This window comes from Pseudorhodoferax sp. Leaf267 (assembly GCF_001422405.1).
Taxonomy (GTDB): Bacteria; Pseudomonadota; Gammaproteobacteria; order Burkholderiales; family Burkholderiaceae_C; genus Pseudorhodoferax.
In genome coordinates this window covers 205,638-222,441 of the sequence record NZ_LMMV01000012.1, presented here as the reverse complement: position 1 = coordinate 222,441, position 16,804 = coordinate 205,638, and the positions used below count along the sequence as shown (strand labels likewise).

Here is a 16,804-nt window from a genome sequence, read left to right as displayed (position 1 = left end):
GTTGCCTTGGATAATACGGCCATGACCCAGATTCAACTCACGCCTGCCCAGCGCAAGGTACACCGCGCCGAAGCCCACCACCTCGACCCCGTGGTCATGGTGGGCGGCGACGGCCTCACGCCCGCCGTCGTCCGCGAGGTCGACCTCGCGCTCAAGTCGCACGGCCTGATCAAGGTGCGGGTGCTGTCGGACGACCGCGTCGCGCGCGAAGCCATGTACCAGAGTTTGAGCGACGAGCTCAGCGCCGCACCCATCCAGCACATCGGCAAGCTGCTGGTGCTGTGGCGGCCCAAGCCGGAGCCCGGCAAGGAACGCGAAGTGGACGAAGACCGCATGCCGGGTCCGCGTGACGTGAAAGTGCTCAAGTACAGCAAGCGCGGCGGCCAGCGTCCGGAGGTGAAGATGCTGCGCGTGCTGGGCAACCAGCGTCTGACGCCCGGCGGCAAGGTCAAGCGGGCCAAGCCGAAGCCGCCGACCAGCATCAAGAAACGCCAAGGATGATGGCCAACTGCAAGGCGAGTCATCGGACAACAGCCCGCAACATTTGGCAACTCATTTCCGAATAAACCCTAGGTAATCGTTTAACTATCACGCAAACGGCCCTCGCATAATTCTCGTCGTCAGACAACCAAAGACGAGGAGAGATGATGCAACGGAGACAATTTGCGCTGGCCACCCTGTCGCCACTGGCCCTGGCAGCCTGCGGCGGCGGAGGCGGAAGTGACGGAGAAGCGCCACCCACACTGCAGCAAAGCGCCATCGACGCGCTGAAGCGTGCTGCCACCTACATGGACGAAACCGTGTCCTACCGGGGTGGCTATGTGTGGTCGTATTCGCCGGACCTCACGCAGACCTTCGGCGAGATGGAGGCCAAGCGCACGATGTGCTGGATCCAGCCGCCCGGCACACCGTCCGTCGGCCACGTCTACCTGGACGCCTACCACGCGACAGATGACGAGCGCTTCTACCAGGCCGCCGAGCGCACGGCCCTGGCCGTGGTCGCGGCCCAGCACCCCGCTGGCGGCTGGAACTACATCTACGACTTCGCCGGCGAAGAGTCGCTCAAGCACTGGTACGACACCATCGGCGCCAACGGCTGGCGGCTGGAGGAGTTCCAGCACTACTACGGCAATGCCACCTTCGACGACGCTGGCACGGCCGTGGCCTCGCAGCTGATGCTGCGTATGTACGTCGAGAAGAAGGACGCGCGTTTTCTCGAGCCGCTGAACAAGGCCATCGATTTCATCCTGCGCGCGCAGTTCGGCCCTGAATACGGCATTGCCTGCGGCGGCTGGCCCCAGCGCTTCCCGCACAACCCTGCGGCCATCTCGTCCATGCCACTGCCCAACCCCGAGCAGGTACCCGCGGGTGCCCGGGCCGGCATGGAGGACGGCGACTACACGCTGCACGTGACCTTCAACGACGACGTGATGGGCGAGAACATCAAGTTCCTGACCATGTGCATGTTGAGCCTGGGGCGGAGCGACGTGCTGAATGCCATCACGCGCGCCATGGAATGCATGCGCGGCCTGCAGCAACCGGCGCCGCAGGCCGGCTGGAGCCTGCAGCACCTGTCGCGCACGACCAATGGACGCGCGGGCGGGTCACCCGCCGGTGCACGCAGCTACGAGCCCCGCTCGCTGGCCACGCACACGACCCAGACCAACCTGCAGCAGCTCTTCAATTACTTCACGCTGACCGGCGACCGCAAGTACCTGGCCCGCGTCCCTGAGGCCATCGCCTGGCTCAAGTCGGTGTCGCTGCCGGCCAATGCGGCGCAGGTCAACCCGCTGCTGGCGGGCGGCCGCACGCACCCGACCTTTGTCGAGCTCGGCACCAACGAGCCGCTGTACATCCACCGCTACGGATCGAACATCCACAACGGGGCCTACTACGCCGACAAGGAGATCACGAACACCATCAGCCACTATTCGTCGGGCCGTGTGATCGACATCGCCGGGCTGGAGAAGCGCTACGCCGAGCTCAGCGGCATGACCGATGCAGCCGTGGCCGAAATGGCAGCGCGCTCACCGCTGAAGTCCACGGGCGGCGCGGCCCTGCCCAAGTACTTCTCGATCCGCGAGGTCGACTTCGCCGATCTCTTCACCGGCGCGAAGATGACCACGCCGGCCGTCCCGGAGACCGAGGTCACGACCCTGATCGACGAGCTGGGCACGAAGAACTACTGGACGGCACCGGTGCCCGAGATCGTGAATCCCTACCGCGGCGACGGGCCGACGACCCCTTACACCGGCACGGCCTACCGCAGCAAGCACGTGGGCGATGTCTACGACACCTCGCCCTACCCGGCCGACAACCCGCCGGAGATTGCGCCCTACGTGAAGAAGGACAAGCCACAGTTCATCGTGACCTCGGACTGGATCCGGCGCATGGGGCGGCTGATCGCCCACGTGGCGCCGGTGGCCTGATCAGCGCGGCGCCACCCGGTCCAGCGCCGTGGCCAGGTGGCCCACGGTGCGGTCCACGTGGTGCCACTTCTCCAGGCCGAACAGGCCGATGCGGAAGGTGCGGAAGTCAGCGGGCTCGTCGCACTGCAGTGGCACGCCGGCCGCGGTCTGCAAGCCGGCCGCCAGGAATTTCCTGCCGTTCTGGATGTCGGGGTCGGTGGTGTAGCTCACGACCACGCCGGGCGCCTTGTAGCCCTCGGCCGCCACGCTGGGGAAGCCGCGTGACTCCAGCAGCGCACGCACCTTCGCGCCCAGGGCGATCTGCTCCTCGCGTACCTTGGCGAAGCCGTAGTCGCGCGTCTCCAGCATCACCTCGCGCAGGCGAACCAGCGCATCGGTGGGCATGGTCGTGTGGTAGGCGTGCTGGCCCTTCTCGTAGCCCTCGGCGATCTGCATCCACTTCTTGAGGTCGCACGAGAAGCTGCTGCTGGTCGTGCCGTCGATCGCATCGCGCGCACGGGCGCTGAGCATCACCATGGCGCAGCAGGGCGAGCTGCTCCAGCCCTTTTGCGGCGCGGAGATCAGCACGTCGACGCCGGTGGCCTGCATGTCCACCCACATCGCGCCCGAGGCCACGCAGTCCAGCACCACCAGCGCGCCGACGGTGTGGGCGGCTTCGGTCACGGTGCGCAGGTAGGCGTCGGGCAGGATGATGCCGCTGGCCGTCTCCACATGCGGCATGAAGACGACCTTGGGCTGCTCGGCCCGGATCGCGGCCGCCACCTCTTCGGCCGCGGCAGGCTGCCACGGCGCCTGCGGACCCTCACCGACGCGGCGCGCCTTGCAGACCACGGCACCGCCACCCAGGGCGCCCGCGTCGAAGATCTGGCTCCAGCGGTAGCTGAACCAGCCGTTGCGCACGATCAGCACCTTCTCGCGATTGGCGAACTGGCGCGCCACGGCCTCCATGCCGAAGGTGCCGCTTCCGGGCACCAGCACGGCCGTGTGCGCGTTGTAGACCTGCTTGAGCGTTGCCAGGATGTCCTGCATCACGCCGGTGAAGCGCTTGGACATGTGGTTGAGCGCGCGGTCGGTGTAGACCACCGAGAATTCCAGCAGGCCGTCGGGATCGATGTCGGGCAACAGTCCAGGCATGGTCAGTCTCCTTGTTGTGCGGGCGCAGGGAGCGCCAGTTTCCAGAACGTCACGCCGGCGCAGACCCATTGCAGCAGCAGCATGCCGCTGCCCAGGCTGTGCCAGAGCTTGAGATTCTCGCGCGCCACGATGCGCGGCGACACCGCGAATTCCCCCAGCAGCGCCAGCAGCAGCCCGCCGAGCACGAAGCCCAGCACGGGTCGCGCCCAGGGCGCCATACGCGGGTCCTGCCGCGGCCGCGAAGCCATCAACAGCAACATGCAGCAGGCAATCGTGATCCAGGTCTGCGTGCTGAACAGCCGCGCCGCCATGCCGCCGGCCAACGCCGGGCTGGGCAGATGGGCGAACAGCATGGGCACCACCCAGAAGATGGTGGTCAGGCTGCCCCACCAAAGGGCGGCAACCGTCACTGGCAGGCGGCCCTTCATAGGGGCAGGCTCAGATGTAGCGCACCGCCACGATGTCATACCGCTTGGTGCCGCCGGGCGTCTGCACTTCAGCGGCGTCGCCCTCTTCCTTGCCGATCAGCGCGCGTGCGATCGGGCTGGAGATGTTGATGCGGCCCAGCTTCAGGTCGGCTTCGTCCTCGCCCACGATCTGGTAGGTCACGGGCTGGCCGCTCTCTTCCTCTTCGAGGTCGACGGTGGCGCCGAACACCACCTTGCCGTCGGCATTGACCTCGGCGGGGTCGATGATCTGGGCCGCCGACAGCTTGCCCTCGATCTCCTGGATGCGGCCTTCGATGAAGCCCTGGCGGTCCTTCGCGGCGTCGTAGTCGGCGTTCTCGGACAAGTCACCCTGCGCACGCGCCTCGGCGATGGCATTGATGATGAAGGGCCGGTCGACCGTCTTCAGGCGGTGCAGTTCGTTCTTCAGCGCCTCGGCGCCACGCCGGGTCACGGGGATGGTGTTGAGCATTTCTGGGTCTCCCAAAAGCAAACCGCCGAGCGTTGCCGTTCGGCGGTGTGTTGAAGCGGCAGATTATGCCGCTGGCGAATGTGAATCGAGTCGGTGGCCGCGGATCAGGCGGCCAGTTGCGCGTGCATTTCCTGGACCGAGATGACGTCCATCTGGTCCATGTAGCGCATACCTTCCACGGCCGCCTCGGCACCGGCGATCGTCGTGAACGTGGTTACGCGGGCCAGCAGCGAGGACGTGCGGATCGCACGGCTGTCGGAGATGGCGTTGCGGCGCTCCTCCACCGTGTGGATCACCAGCGCGATCTCGTTGTTCTTGATCATGTCGACCACGTGCGGCCGGCCTTCGGTGACCTTGTTCACCGTCTTGCAGGCCACGCCCGCCGCCGTGATGGCCTGGGCCGTGCCCTTGGTTGCGACCAGCGTGAAGCCCTGCGCCACCAGCGCACGCGCGACCTCGACAGCGCGCGGCTTGTCACCGTTCTTGACGGTCAGGAAGGCCGTACCCGAGCGGGGCAGCTTGGTGCCCGCGCCGAGCTGGCTCTTCACAAAGGCCTCGCCAAAGGTCTTGCCCACACCCATGACTTCGCCGGTGGACTTCATCTCGGGGCCGAGGATGGTGTCCACGCCCGGGAACTTGACGAAGGGGAACACGGCCTCCTTGACGCTGAAGTACGGCGGGGTGACTTCGGCGCCGATGCCCTGGCTGTCCAGCGACTGGCCGGCCATGCAGCGTGCCGCCACCTTGGCGAGCTGGATGCCCGTGGCCTTGGACACGAAGGGCACGGTGCGGCTGGCGCGCGGGTTCACTTCCAGCACGTAGATCACGTCCTGGCCATCCTTCTCCTGGATGGCGAACTGCACGTTCATGAGGCCCACCACGTTCAGGCCCTCGGCCATGGCCGCGGTCTGGCGCTTGAGCTCGTCCACCGTGGCCTTGCTCAGGTAGTAAGGCGGCAGCGAGCAGGCGGAGTCACCACTGTGCACGCCAGCCTGCTCGATGTGCTCCATCACGCCGCCGATGAACACGCGGCCCGTGGCATCGCGCACGGCGTCCACGTCGCACTCGATCGCGTCGCTGAGGAAGCGGTCCAGCAGCACCGGCGAATCGTTGCTGACCTTGACGGCCTCGCGCATGTAGCGCTCCAGGTCGCGCTGCTCGTGCACGATCTCCATCGCGCGGCCGCCCAGCACGTAGCTGGGGCGCACAACCAGCGGGTAGCCCAGCGCGGCGGCCTTTTCCAGGGCCTCGGGCTCGGCGCGGGCCGTGGCGTTCGGCGGCTGGCGCAGGTTCAGGTCCTGCAGCAGCTTCTGGAAGCGCTCGCGGTCCTCGGCCGCATCGATCATGTCGGGGCTGGTGCCGATGATGGGCACGCCTTCGGCTTCCAGGCCCAGCGCCAGCTTGAGCGGCGTCTGGCCGCCGTACTGCACGATCACGCCGAGCGGCTTTTCCTTGTCGACGATCTCCAGCACGTCTTCCAGCGTCAGCGGCTCGAAGTACAGGCGGTCGGAGGTGTCGTAGTCGGTCGAGACGGTCTCGGGATTGCAGTTCACCATGATGGTCTCGTAGCCGTCCTCGCGCATCGCCAGCGCCGCGTGCACGCAGCAGTAGTCGAACTCGATGCCCTGGCCGATGCGGTTGGGGCCACCGCCCAGCACCATGATCTTCTTCTTGTTCGTCGGCTCGGCCTCGCACTCGTCTTCATAGGTCGAATACATGTAGGCCGTGTCGGTCGAGAACTCGGCCGCGCAGGTGTCCACGCGCTTGTAGACGGGGCGCACATTCAGGCCGCGGCGCGTGTCGCGCACGGCCTTCTCGGTGGTCTTGAGCAGCTTGGCCAGGCGACGGTCGGAGAAGCCCTTCTTCTTGAGGGTACGCATCTCCAGTTCGGTCACCTTTGACAGTGCAGCGGCGCCATGCTCGTCGGTGAAGGTATCCAGCTCCAGCTCGATCTTGATGATCTGCTGGATCTGCACGAGGAACCACTTGTCGATCTTGGTGATGGCGTGGACTTCGTCCAGCGTCCAGCCCGAGGCGAAGGCGTCGCCCACGTACCAGATGCGGTCAGGGCCGGGGGCGCCGAGCTCGCGCTCCAGCACTTCGCGGTCCGTGGTCTTCTCGTTCATGCCGTCCACGCCGACCTCCAGCCCGCGCAGTGCCTTCTGGAAGCTTTCCTGGAACGTGCGGCCCATGGCCATGACCTCGCCCACGCTCTTCATCTGCGTGGTGAGGCGGCTGTCGGCGGTCGGGAATTTCTCGAACGCGAAACGCGGGATCTTGGTCACCACGTAGTCGATGCTCGGCTCGAAGCTGGCCGGCGTGGCGCCACCCGTGATGTCGTTGCGCAGCTCGTCCAGTGTGTAGCCGATGGCCAGCTTGGCCGCCACCTTGGCGATCGGGAAGCCCGTGGCCTTGGAGGCCAGTGCCGAGGAGCGCGACACGCGCGGGTTCATCTCGATCACGATCATGCGGCCGTCGGCCGGGTTGACCGAGAACTGCACGTTGGAGCCGCCCGTGTCGACGCCGATCTCGCGCAGCACCGCCAGGGAGGCGTTGCGCATGATCTGGTATTCCTTGTCGGTCAGCGTCTGCGCCGGGGCCACGGTGATGGAGTCGCCCGTGTGCACGCCCATCGGGTCCAGGTTTTCGATCGAGCACACGATGATGCAGTTGTCCGCCTTGTCGCGCACAACCTCCATCTCGTACTCTTTCCAGCCGAGCAGGGACTCTTCGATCAGCAGTTCGCTGGTGGGCGAGGCCTCCAGGCCGCGCTTGCAGATGATCTCGAACTCTTCGGCGTTGTAGGCGATGCCACCGCCCGTGCCGCCCAGAGTGAAGCTGGGCCGGATCACGGTCGGGAAGCCCACGCTCTTCTGCACGGCCCAGGCCTCGTCCATGGAATGCGCGATGCCCGAGCGGGCCGAGCCCAGGCCGATCTTGGTCATCGCGTCCTTGAACTTCAGCCGGTCTTCGGCCTTGTCGATGGCCTCGGGCGTGGCGCCGATCAGCTCGACCTTGTACTTGTCGAGCACGCCGTTGCGCCACAGGTCCAGCGCGCAGTTCAGCGCGGTCTGGCCGCCCATGGTCGGCAGGATGGCGTCGGGGCGCTCCTTGGCGATGATCTTCTCGACCGTCTGCCAGGTGATGGGCTCGATGTAGGTGACGTCGGCCGTGGCCGGGTCGGTCATGATCGTCGCGGGGTTGCTGTTGATCAGAATGACCTTGTAGCCCTCCTCGCGCAGCGCCTTGCAAGCCTGCACGCCGGAGTAATCGAATTCGCAGGCCTGGCCGATGACGATGGGGCCGGCGCCGATGATGAGGATGCTCTTGAGGTCTGTGCGCTTAGGCATGCTTGCCCTCCGCCTTGTGCTGGTCCATGAGTTGCGTGAAGCGGTCGAACAAATAGCCGATGTCGTGCGGGCCGGGCGAGGCTTCCGGGTGGCCCTGGAAGCAGAAGGCCGGCTTGTCGGTGCGGGCCAGGCCCTGCAGCGTGTTGTCGAACAGGCTGATGTGGGTGGGGCGCAGGTTGGCCGGCAGCGTCTTCTCGTCCACCGCGAAGCCGTGGTTCTGGCTCGTGATGGAGACGCGGCCGTTGTCCAGGTCTTTCACCGGGTGGTTCGCGCCGTGGTGGCCGAACTTCATCTTGAACGTCCTGGCGCCGGAGGCCAACGCCATGATCTGGTGGCCCAGGCAGATGCCGAAGGTGGGAATGCCGGTCTCGATCAGTTCGCGCGTGGCGGCGATGGCGTAGTCGCAGGGCTCCGGGTCGCCGGGGCCGTTGGCCAGGAAGATGCCGTCGGGCTTGAGCTTGAGCACATCGGCCGCGGGCGTCTGCGCCGGCACCACCGTGATGCGCGCGCCGCGCTGGGCCAGCATGCGCAGGATGTTCTTCTTGACGCCGAAGTCGTAGGCCACGACATGGAACCTGGGCGTGATCTGCACGCCGTAGCCCGAGCCCAGCTTCCACTCGGTCTGGGTCCACTCGTAGGTTTCACGCACCGAGACGACCTGGGCCAGGTCCAGGCCCGACATGCTGGGCGCGGCCTTGGCGGCGGCGATGGCCTGGTCGATCATGGCTTGCGTTACCGTGGCGCCAGCAGCCAGCGCCACGATGGCGCCGTTCTGCGCGCCCTGGGTGCGCAGGTGGCGCGTGAGCTTGCGTGTGTCCAGGCCGGCGATGGCCACGGTCTTGCCGGCGACCAGGTACTCGGTCAGCGTCTGGTTCAGGCGGAAGTTGGAAGCCAGCAGGGGCAGGTCCTTGATGATCAGGCCGGCGGCGTGGATCTTCTCGGCCTCGACGTCTTCGGCGTTGACGCCGTAGTTGCCGATGTGCGGATAGGTGAGCGTGACGATCTGCTGGCAGTAGCTCGGATCGGTCAGGATTTCCTGGTAGCCGGTCATGGCCGTGTTGAACACGACTTCACCGACGGTGGTGCCGGCGGCACCGATCGAGTTGCCGAGAAAGACCGTGCCGTCTGCGAGCGCCAGGATGGCGTGTGGGGCGGTTCCCTGAAGGGACAAAAGCACTGGGTTCTCCGGGTGGTGACGGGTACGCCCAAACGCGCTCGAGAGCTGGCTCTCGATGTTGCTGTTATCGGGGAGGTGCTGGCCGCGCTAGGCGTACGGAGGATTGGCGAAAAAGCCGCTGATTATAGCCGCTGGCCCATCCCCGCATGGAGGCAGATGGCGGCCGCCGCAGCGACGTTCAGCGACTCCTCGCCGCCGGGCTGGGCGATGCGCACCCGGCCCTTGGCCAGCGCCTCGACCTGCGGGCCGACACCCTGCCCTTCGTGCCCGAACGCCCAGGCACAGGGCCAGGGCACGCCTGCTGCATGCAGAAAGTCGCCGGCATGCGAACTGGTCACGAGCAGCGGCACGGCCAGCGCAGACAGGGCTTGGGGCTCCAGCGACTCCACCAGGTGCAGGCCGAAATGCGCGCCCATGCCGGCGCGCAGCACCTTGGGCGACCAGAGCCCGGCCGTGCCCTTGAGCGCGAGCACCTGCCAGTAGCCGAACGCGCCAGCACTGCGCAGGATGGAGCCGACGTTGCCGGCATCCTGCACGCGGTCCAGCACGACACTGGGCGCGGTCGGGTCCAACGCGGTCGATGCGGGCAGGTCCAATACAAATCCCATGGCGGCCGGCGATTCCAGCGCACTCAGCTGGGTCCACAGCGCATCGGCCACGACGACACGGCGCAGGCCGGGCGGCAAGCCCAGTGCCGGCGCGCTTGGCAAGAAGCGTTCGGCCAGCACGGCCATCACGGGCTGCAGGCCACGCGCCAAGGCGGCCCGGCACAGATGGTCGCCTTCGATCCACACACGGCCCTGTTGGCGGTAGGCGCTGTTGTCCTGCGCCAGCCGGCGCAGATCCTTGAACAGGCTGTTCTCGCGCGAGCGCAGGACGGTCGGCTCGCCCGGGGCGCTCATCGACCCAGCCCTGCCGGCGTGACCACCGTCACCTGCACCATGCCGGCAGCCCGCACCGGCGCGAACGACTGGCGGTGCAAGGCGCAGGCGCCATGCACGCGCAGGGCTTCCATATGGGCCGGCGTGCCATAGCCCTTGTGTTCGTGGAATCCGTAGTGCGGGAAATCGGCATGCACCTGCGCGCACCATCGGTCGCGGTGCACCTTGGCCAGGATGGAAGCGGCCGAGATGGACGGCACCAGCGCATCGCCTTTCACCACGGTCTCGGCCAGCACGTCCAGCACCGGCAACTGGTTGCCGTCGATCAGCACGCGCGCAGGCTTGAGCCGCAGGCCCTGCACGGCACGCCGCATGGCCAGCAGCGTGGCCTGCAGGATGTTCAACCGGTCGATCTCCTCGACCGAGGCCTGTGCCACGGCGTAGCACAGAGCCTTGGCGCGGATTTCTTCGTCCAGTTGCGCGCGCCGCTGCGGCGTCAGCACCTTGGAATCGGCCAGGCCGGTGATGGGCTGCAGTTCGTCCAGGATCACGGCGGCGGCCACCACCGGCCCGGCCAGAGGGCCGCGCCCGGCTTCGTCCACGCCGGCCAGCAGGCCCGGGGCGGCCCAGCCGAGCACCTGCTGCTCAGGAACCAAGAATCTTTTGGATGGCATCGCTGGCCAGGGAAGCTGTGTCGCGCCGCAGTTCGAGATGCAGCGCGGTGAATCGTTGTTCAAGGTCGGCGATTGTCTCCGGATCGGCCCGACGCTGGTCCAGCCAGCGGCCCAGCGCTGCCGCCAAGGCCTCGGGGCTGGCGGCGTCCTGCAGGAGCTCGGGCACGACGAAGTCGCGGCACAGGATGTTGGGCAGGCCGATCCAGGGCTGCAGGTTGCGCCCGCGCATCAGATACCAGGACAGCCGGTTCATGTGGTACGCGATCACCATCGGGCGCTTGAACAGCGCAGTCTCCAGCGTGGCCGTGCCACTGGCGACCAAGGCCAGGTCGCAGGCCGCCAGCACGGCATGGGACTGACCAGCGACGATGTGCAGGCGCGGGCCCAGGCTGGTCGCCTGCGCCAGGCGCCGGATCTCGGCCTCCAGCGCTGGCACGGCCGGTACCACGAACTGCAGCGCGCCCTGCGAACGCAGCAAGATCTCGGCGGCCGCGAAGAAGCGCGCCGCCATCTGCTGGACCTCGGACCTGCGGCTGCCCGGAAGGATGGCAACCACCGTCGCATCCTGGTCCAGTCCCAGCGCCTGGCGCGCAGCCGCGCGGTCCGGTACCAGAGGAATCACGCCGGCCAGCGGGTGGCCGACGTAGGTGGCGTCGATCCCATGCCGGGCCAGCAGCGCCGGCTCGAACGGAAAGATGCACAGAACATGGTCGGCGCTGCGCTTGAGCTTTTCCACCTTCTTTGCACGCCAGGCCCAGAACGACGGGCTCACGAAGTGCACGGTCGGAATGCCGGCATTCTTCAGCCGCTCTTCCAGGCCGAAGTTGAAATCAGGCGCGTCGATGCCGATGAAGATGTCGGGCCGCTCGCGCAGCAGCCGGTCGCCGAGTTCGCGGCGGATGGCCAGCAGCTTGCGCAGGTGCGGCAACACCTCCAGGTAACCGCGCACTGCGAGTTGCTCGCTGGACCACCAGGCGTCGAAGCCCTGCGCCCGCATGGCCGCGCCACCGATGCCGGCCGCCTGAAGCGCAGGCCAGCGCTGCTGCATGGCCGCCAGCAGCAACGAGGCCAGCAAGTCGCCCGAGGCCTCGCCAGCCACCATGGCGCAGCGCTGCGCGGGAGCATGGGCCATGGCCGCAGGCTCAGCGGGCAATGCCGCTGGCGGAGGTTTTCAGGAAATCATGCAGCAGCGCGGCATCTGCTGCTGCGTCGGGCTGGGCCTGGCCCAGCGCCAGAATGGCCACCATGGCCTCGTCTAGCGTGTGGCCCTGGCGGTACAGCAGCTTGTGCATTTCGCGGATCGCCGACAGGCGCGCGTTCGAGAAGTCGCGGCGGCGCAGGCCCACGAGGTTCACGGCCCGCACTTCGAGCGGGTTGCCATCCACCACCATGAATGGCGGCACATCCTTGTTGACATGGCTCGCGAATCCGACCATCGCATGGGCGCCGATGCGCATGCGTTGCAGCACGCCCACGAGGCCACCCACCGTGGCCCAGTCGCCGACCTGTACATGGCCGGCCAGCGTTGCATTGTTCGCCATCGTGACCTGGTTGCCGACCACGCAGTCGTGCGCGATGTGCACGTAAGCCATGATCCAGTTGTCGTCGCCGATGCGGGTCACGCCGGCGTCCTGCACCGTCCCCAGGTTGAAAGTGCAGAACTCGCGGATCACGTTGCGGTCGCCGATCACGAGTTCAGTCGGCTCGCCCGCGTACTTCTTGTCCTGCGGCGCGGCGCCCAGGGAGGCGAACTGGAAGATGCGGTTGTCGCGGCCGATCGTCGTGTGGCCCTCGATCACGCAGTGCGGGCCGACGCTGCTGCCCGCGCCGATGCGCACATGCGGGCCGATGACGCTGAACGGGCCGATGCTGACGCTGGCGTCGATCTGCGCCCCGGGATCGACGACGGCGCTTGGGTGTACGAGGGCCATGCCGTTCTCCGTCAACGCGGCCAGCTCAAACGATGGTGCGCATCGTGCACATCAGCTCGGCCTCGCAGGCCACGGCATCGGCCACGCGCGCCACGCCCTTGAACTTGTAGATGCCCGACTTCTGGCGCAGCAGTTCCACATCCAGAATGAGCTGGTCGCCCGGCTCCACCGGCCGCTTGAAGCGCGCCGCGTCGATGCCCGCGAAGTAGTAGATCGTGTTGTCGTCCAGCGGCTTGCCGGCGCTGGCGAACGACAGCAAGGCAGCCGCCTGCGCCATGGCTTCGAGCATCAACACGCCCGGCATCACGGGCCGGTTCGGGAAATGCCCGACGAAATACGGCTCGTTGATGGAGACGTTCTTCAGCGCCTGGATGGACTTGTCCTTCTCCAGGGACAGCACGCGATCCACCAGCAAGATGGGATAGCGGTGCGGCAGCTTCTTCAGAATTTCGTGGATGTCCATCATGTCGTGTCAATCGCCTTGTGCCACCAGCCGCTCCAACGCCCGCAGACGTTCGCGCAGGCTGGGAAGCTGTCGCAGGGTGGCCGCAGCCTTTTCCCATTTTCCAAATTCATCGAGCGGGAAGATGCCGCCGTAGGCACCTGCCTTCTTGATGTTGTTCGTGACGGCCGCGCCGCCACCGATGTGCACGTGGTCGGCAATCGCGATATGGCCCGCGATCGATACGGCCCCGCCAATGGTGCAGTGTTCGCCGACGGTGGTGCTGCCGGCGATGGCTGAACAGGCGGCCATCGCGGAATACTTGCCGATGCGCACGTTGTGCGCGATCTGGATCAAGTTGTCGAGCTTGACGCCGTCCTCGATCACCGTGTCCCCGAGCGTGCCGCGGTCGATGCAGGTGTTGGCCCCGACATCCACATCGTTGCCGATGCGCACTGCGCCGAGTTGCTCGATCTTTTCCCAGCGTCCCGCGTGAGGGGCAAACCCGAAACCATCAGACCCGATCACGGCACCCGCCTCGAACGTGCAGCGCTCGCCGACCGTGCAGCGCTCACCGATCGTCACGCGCGACTTGAGCACCGTGCCGGCGCCGATGCGCACACCGCGCTCGACCACGCACAGCGGGCCGATCCAGGCGGAGGGGTCGACGACCGCCTCCGGGTCGACCACGGCGCTGGGGTGGACGCCGGCAGGCACCGCCGGGGCATGCGCGCGCTTCCACAACTGCGTCAGGCGTGCGTAGTACAGGTAGGGATCGTCGGCCACGATGCACGCGCCGCGGGCCTGGGCCACCTCGCGCAGTGCCGGCCCCACGATCACGCAGGCGGCCGTGGAAAGCGCGAGCTGCGACTGCAGTTTCAGATTGGCCAGGAAGGCGATCTGGCCCGGGCCGGCCGTGGCCAATGCCGCGAGGCCCTCGATGCGCACAGACCGGTCTCCGTGCAGGTCTCCACCCAATGCGTCGACGATGCTGCCGAGATCCAGAGCCACGTCAGGTCAGCACACCCGTCACTTGACGGGCGTGGTCGCGTTCAAAGCCTTGATGACTTTGTCGGTGATGTCGTGCTTGGGATTGATGTACGCGGCTTCCTGCAGGATGGCGTCGTACTTGTCGGCTTCGGCCACCTGCTTGATCACGCGGTTGGCCTTCTCGATGACCTGCTGAAGCTCTTCGTTCTTGCGCGAATTGAGGTCTTCCTGGAACTCGCGGCGCTTGCGCTGGAAATCGCGGTCCTGGTCGACCAGCTGCTTCTGGCGTGCCGCGCGCTGGCTCTCGGCCAGGGTCGGCGCTTCACGCTCGAACTTTTCGGAGGCGGCCTTCAGCACATTGCCAGCATCCAGCAAGTCCTTCTCACGCTTGGAGAATTCTTGTTCGAGCTTGCCTTGGCCGATCTTGGCGGGATTCGCTTCACGCAGCAGGCGATCGATGTTGACGAAGCCCACCCGGAACTCCTGCGCCTGCGCAGGGGCGCACAGGGCTGCAAGGCTCAGTGCCAGGGCCGGACCGAAAGAACGCAAAAGTTTCTTCATCAAAACGACGTACCTATCTGGAATTGCAGTTTTTGGATTCTATCGCCCGCAAATTTGCGCACGGGATTGGCAATTGCCAAGCGCAGCGGGCCAACAGGGGATATCCAGCTCAGACCGATACCGACCGAGGCGCGCATATCGCTCAACTCGAACTTCTGCTCCTCGCCGTAGACGTTGCCCACGTCGACGAAACCGAACATGCGCAGCGTGCGGTCATTGCCGGCGCCGGGGAATGGAGTCAGCAGCTCGGCGTTCAACGTGACCTTCTTGGTACCGCCAATGACCGAGCCGGTCACGTCACGCGGACCGAGCGTGCCCTGTTCGAAACCACGCACCGAGCCCAGGCCGCCCGAATAGAAGTTCTTGAAGACCGGGAACGGCCGGCCCGACAGGCCCTTGCCATAGCCCAGCTCACCGTTGAATGCCAGCGTGTACTGCTTGTTCAGCGGGATGTACTGCTGATACTGGTAGCTGCTGCGCAGGTAGCGGGTGTCGCCTGCGACGCCCAGTTCCGCATTGAGCTTTTGCATGCGGCCCGTGGTCGGCACCAGTGTGCTGTCGCGGTTGTCGCGCGCCCAGCCAATGGACAGAGGGAACGAGTAACTGGTGTAGCCGAACTTGTCGCCATAGGCCAGGTACGCAGCCGGGATGTTGGTGCCCGGCTTGATCGTCGTGCGCTCCACCGTGCCACCGAAGTACACGGTGTCGATCTCGCTGAAGGGCACGCCGAAACGCAGGCCCGCGCCCGTGGTTTCCAGCTGGTAGTTGCCACCCTGGTCGTTGTACGGCCGGGAGTTGCGGTGGAATAAGTCCACCGACAAGGACACACCGTCGGTGGTGAAGTACGGGTCCACTGTGTTCAGCACGATCGTGCGGTTGAACTTGCTGGTGTTGATGTCCAGGCCCAGGTAGTTGCCCGAACCGAACGCGTTTTCCTGCTTGATGCCAAAGGAAAGCGCCAGCTTTTCAGCGCTGGAGAAACCGGCGCCCAGCTGCAGGCTGCCGGTCGGCTTTTCTTCCACGCCCACCTGCAGGTCGACCTGGTCGGCAATGCCAGGCACCTCCTGCGTCTCCATGTTCACTTCTTTGAAGTATCCCAGCCGGTCGACCCGGTCGCGCGAGAGCCGGATCTTGTTGCCGTCGTACCAGGACGATTCGAACTGCCGGAACTCGCGGCGGATCACCTCGTCACGCGTGCGCGTGTTGCCCACCACGTTGATGCGCCGCACGTAAGCGCGACGCGAAGGCTCGGCCACCAGCAGCAAGGCCACGCTGTTGTTGCTGCGGTCGATCTCGGGCCGCGCCTCGACATTCGCGAACGCGAAGCCGAAGTTGCCGAAGTTGTCGCGAAAGGCCTTGGTGGTTTCTGCCACGCGGTCGGCGTTGTAGGCCTCGCCGGGCTTGATCGTGACCAGCGACTTGAACTCGTCGTCCTTGCCCAGGTAGTTCCCGTCCAGGCGGACGCTGGACACCACGTAGCGTTCGCCCTCGGTAATGTTCAGCGTGATGGCGATGTCCTGCTTGTCCGGCGAGATTGCCACCTGCGTGGTTTCGACCCGGAACTCCAGGTAGCCACGTGTCAGGTAGTAGGAACGCAGGGTCTCGATGTCGGCGTTCAGCTTGGCACGCGAGTAGCGGTCGGACTTGGTGTACCAGCTCAGCCAGCCGCCCGTATCGAGCTCGAACAGGTTGCGCAGCGTGGACTCGCTGAACGCCTTGTTGCCGACGATGCGGATCTCCTTGATCTTGGCCGGGTCGCCCTCGGTGATCGTAAAGGTCAGGTTGACGCGGTTGCGCTCGATCGGCGTGACGGTCGTCACGACCTCGGCGCCATAGAGGCTGCGGTTGATGTACTGGCGCTTGAGTTCCTGCTCGGCGCGGTCGGCCAGCGCCTTGTCGAACGGGCGACCCTCGGTCAGGCCCACGTCCCGCATGGACTTCTTCAGGGCATCCTTGTCGAATTCCTTGGTGCCGACGAATTCCACGTCGGCCACGGTGGGACGTTCTTCGACCACAACGACCAGCACATCGCCGCTGACCTGGATGCGCACGTCGGTGAACAGGCCCAGACCGAACAGCGAACGGATCGCCGCACTGCCCTGTTCGTCCGAATAGGTGTCACCCACACGGAACGGCAAGGATGCGAACACGGTGCCGGGCTCGACGCGTTGCAGGCCCTCGATGCGGATGTCGCGCACCTGGAACGGATCGACCGCCCAGGCCGTGTTGGCCGCGAACATGAGGGCCAGAGCCGTGGTGACCGCGCGCGTGCGAAAGCGATGCATGTGGTGTTTCATGGATGAAAGTTGAGGGTTGA

General features: G+C 66.2%; 15 protein-coding genes. 2 read left to right on the top strand and 13 right to left on the bottom strand.

Features of this window, described 5'->3' with window-relative positions:
* Nucleotides 1-21 precede the first annotated feature (21 nt).
* Together ASF43_RS12865 and ASF43_RS12860 are read left to right on the top strand one after the other, a co-directional pair.
* Nucleotides 22-501, top strand: coding sequence for a YhbY family RNA-binding protein (locus ASF43_RS12865; RefSeq protein WP_056181412.1), 480 nt, complete (start codon nucleotides 22-24; stop codon nucleotides 499-501).
* Nucleotides 502-647: 146 nt separating this feature from the next.
* Nucleotides 648-2,429: a pectate lyase gene (locus ASF43_RS12860; RefSeq protein WP_056183361.1), complete on the top strand. Its 1,782-nt coding sequence runs from the start codon at nucleotides 648-650 to the stop codon at nucleotides 2,427-2,429.
* Here ASF43_RS12860 and ASF43_RS12855 read toward each other — a convergent pair whose 3' ends face one another.
* The 13 genes from ASF43_RS12855 to bamA form a co-directional block, all read right to left on the bottom strand.
* Nucleotides 2,430-3,563, bottom strand: a complete 1,134-nt coding sequence (locus tag ASF43_RS12855; protein ID WP_056181410.1) for an aminotransferase class V-fold PLP-dependent enzyme — start codon at nucleotides 3,561-3,563, stop codon at nucleotides 2,430-2,432.
* 2 nt (nucleotides 3,564-3,565) lie between these two features.
* Nucleotides 3,566-3,991 carry a DUF4149 domain-containing protein gene (locus ASF43_RS12850; RefSeq protein WP_056181407.1) on the bottom strand — a complete coding sequence of 142 codons (426 nt, stop codon included), beginning with the start codon at nucleotides 3,989-3,991 and terminating at the stop codon, nucleotides 3,566-3,568.
* 10 nt (nucleotides 3,992-4,001) lie between these two features.
* A complete protein-coding gene (gene greA, locus ASF43_RS12845) occupies nucleotides 4,002-4,481 on the bottom strand; it encodes a transcription elongation factor GreA (protein ID WP_056181404.1) in 480 nt (159 codons plus the stop codon).
* Nucleotides 4,482-4,585: 104 nt separating this feature from the next.
* Nucleotides 4,586-7,831: a carbamoyl-phosphate synthase large subunit gene (gene carB / locus ASF43_RS12840; RefSeq protein ID WP_056181403.1), complete on the bottom strand. Its 3,246-nt coding sequence runs from the start codon at nucleotides 7,829-7,831 to the stop codon at nucleotides 4,586-4,588.
* Nucleotides 7,824-9,008 (bottom strand): glutamine-hydrolyzing carbamoyl-phosphate synthase small subunit, encoded by a 1,185-nt coding sequence (gene carA / locus ASF43_RS12835; protein ID WP_056181399.1) that lies wholly within the window; start codon nucleotides 9,006-9,008, stop codon nucleotides 7,824-7,826. Before carA ends, carB begins: the two co-directional genes overlap by 8 nt.
* 122 nt (nucleotides 9,009-9,130) lie before the next feature.
* Nucleotides 9,131-9,910, bottom strand: a complete 780-nt coding sequence (locus tag ASF43_RS12830) for an RNA methyltransferase (RefSeq protein WP_056181395.1) — start codon at nucleotides 9,908-9,910, stop codon at nucleotides 9,131-9,133.
* Nucleotides 9,907-10,563, bottom strand: a complete 657-nt coding sequence (gene rnhB, locus ASF43_RS12825; RefSeq protein ID WP_056181392.1) for a ribonuclease HII — start codon at nucleotides 10,561-10,563, stop codon at nucleotides 9,907-9,909. Before rnhB ends, ASF43_RS12830 begins: the two co-directional genes overlap by 4 nt.
* Nucleotides 10,535-11,695: a lipid-A-disaccharide synthase gene (lpxB, locus tag ASF43_RS12820; RefSeq protein ID WP_235578239.1), complete on the bottom strand. Its 1,161-nt coding sequence runs from the start codon at nucleotides 11,693-11,695 to the stop codon at nucleotides 10,535-10,537. The genes rnhB and lpxB overlap by 29 nt, the downstream gene beginning before the upstream one ends.
* A 10-nt stretch (nucleotides 11,696-11,705) precedes the next feature.
* On the bottom strand, nucleotides 11,706-12,494 hold the full coding sequence (gene lpxA / locus ASF43_RS12815) for an acyl-ACP--UDP-N-acetylglucosamine O-acyltransferase (RefSeq protein ID WP_056183359.1): 789 nt from the start codon (nucleotides 12,492-12,494) through the stop codon (nucleotides 11,706-11,708).
* 25 nt (nucleotides 12,495-12,519) lie between these two features.
* A complete protein-coding gene (gene fabZ, locus ASF43_RS12810; RefSeq protein ID WP_056181386.1) occupies nucleotides 12,520-12,960 on the bottom strand; it encodes a 3-hydroxyacyl-ACP dehydratase FabZ in 441 nt (146 codons plus the stop codon).
* 6 nt (nucleotides 12,961-12,966) lie between these two features.
* The gene (lpxD, locus tag ASF43_RS12805; protein WP_056181383.1) at nucleotides 12,967-13,947 is read right to left on the bottom strand and encodes a UDP-3-O-(3-hydroxymyristoyl)glucosamine N-acyltransferase; all 981 of its coding nucleotides are present in this window, start codon (nucleotides 13,945-13,947) and stop codon (nucleotides 12,967-12,969) included.
* An 18-nt stretch (nucleotides 13,948-13,965) separates the two neighbouring features.
* Nucleotides 13,966-14,487 carry an OmpH family outer membrane protein gene (locus ASF43_RS12800; protein ID WP_056181380.1) on the bottom strand — a complete coding sequence of 174 codons (522 nt, stop codon included), beginning with the start codon at nucleotides 14,485-14,487 and terminating at the stop codon, nucleotides 13,966-13,968.
* Nucleotides 14,487-16,784, bottom strand: a complete 2,298-nt coding sequence (gene bamA / locus ASF43_RS12795) for an outer membrane protein assembly factor BamA (protein ID WP_056181379.1) — start codon at nucleotides 16,782-16,784, stop codon at nucleotides 14,487-14,489. The genes ASF43_RS12800 and bamA overlap by 1 nt, the downstream gene beginning before the upstream one ends.
* Nucleotides 16,785-16,804 lie beyond the last annotated feature (20 nt).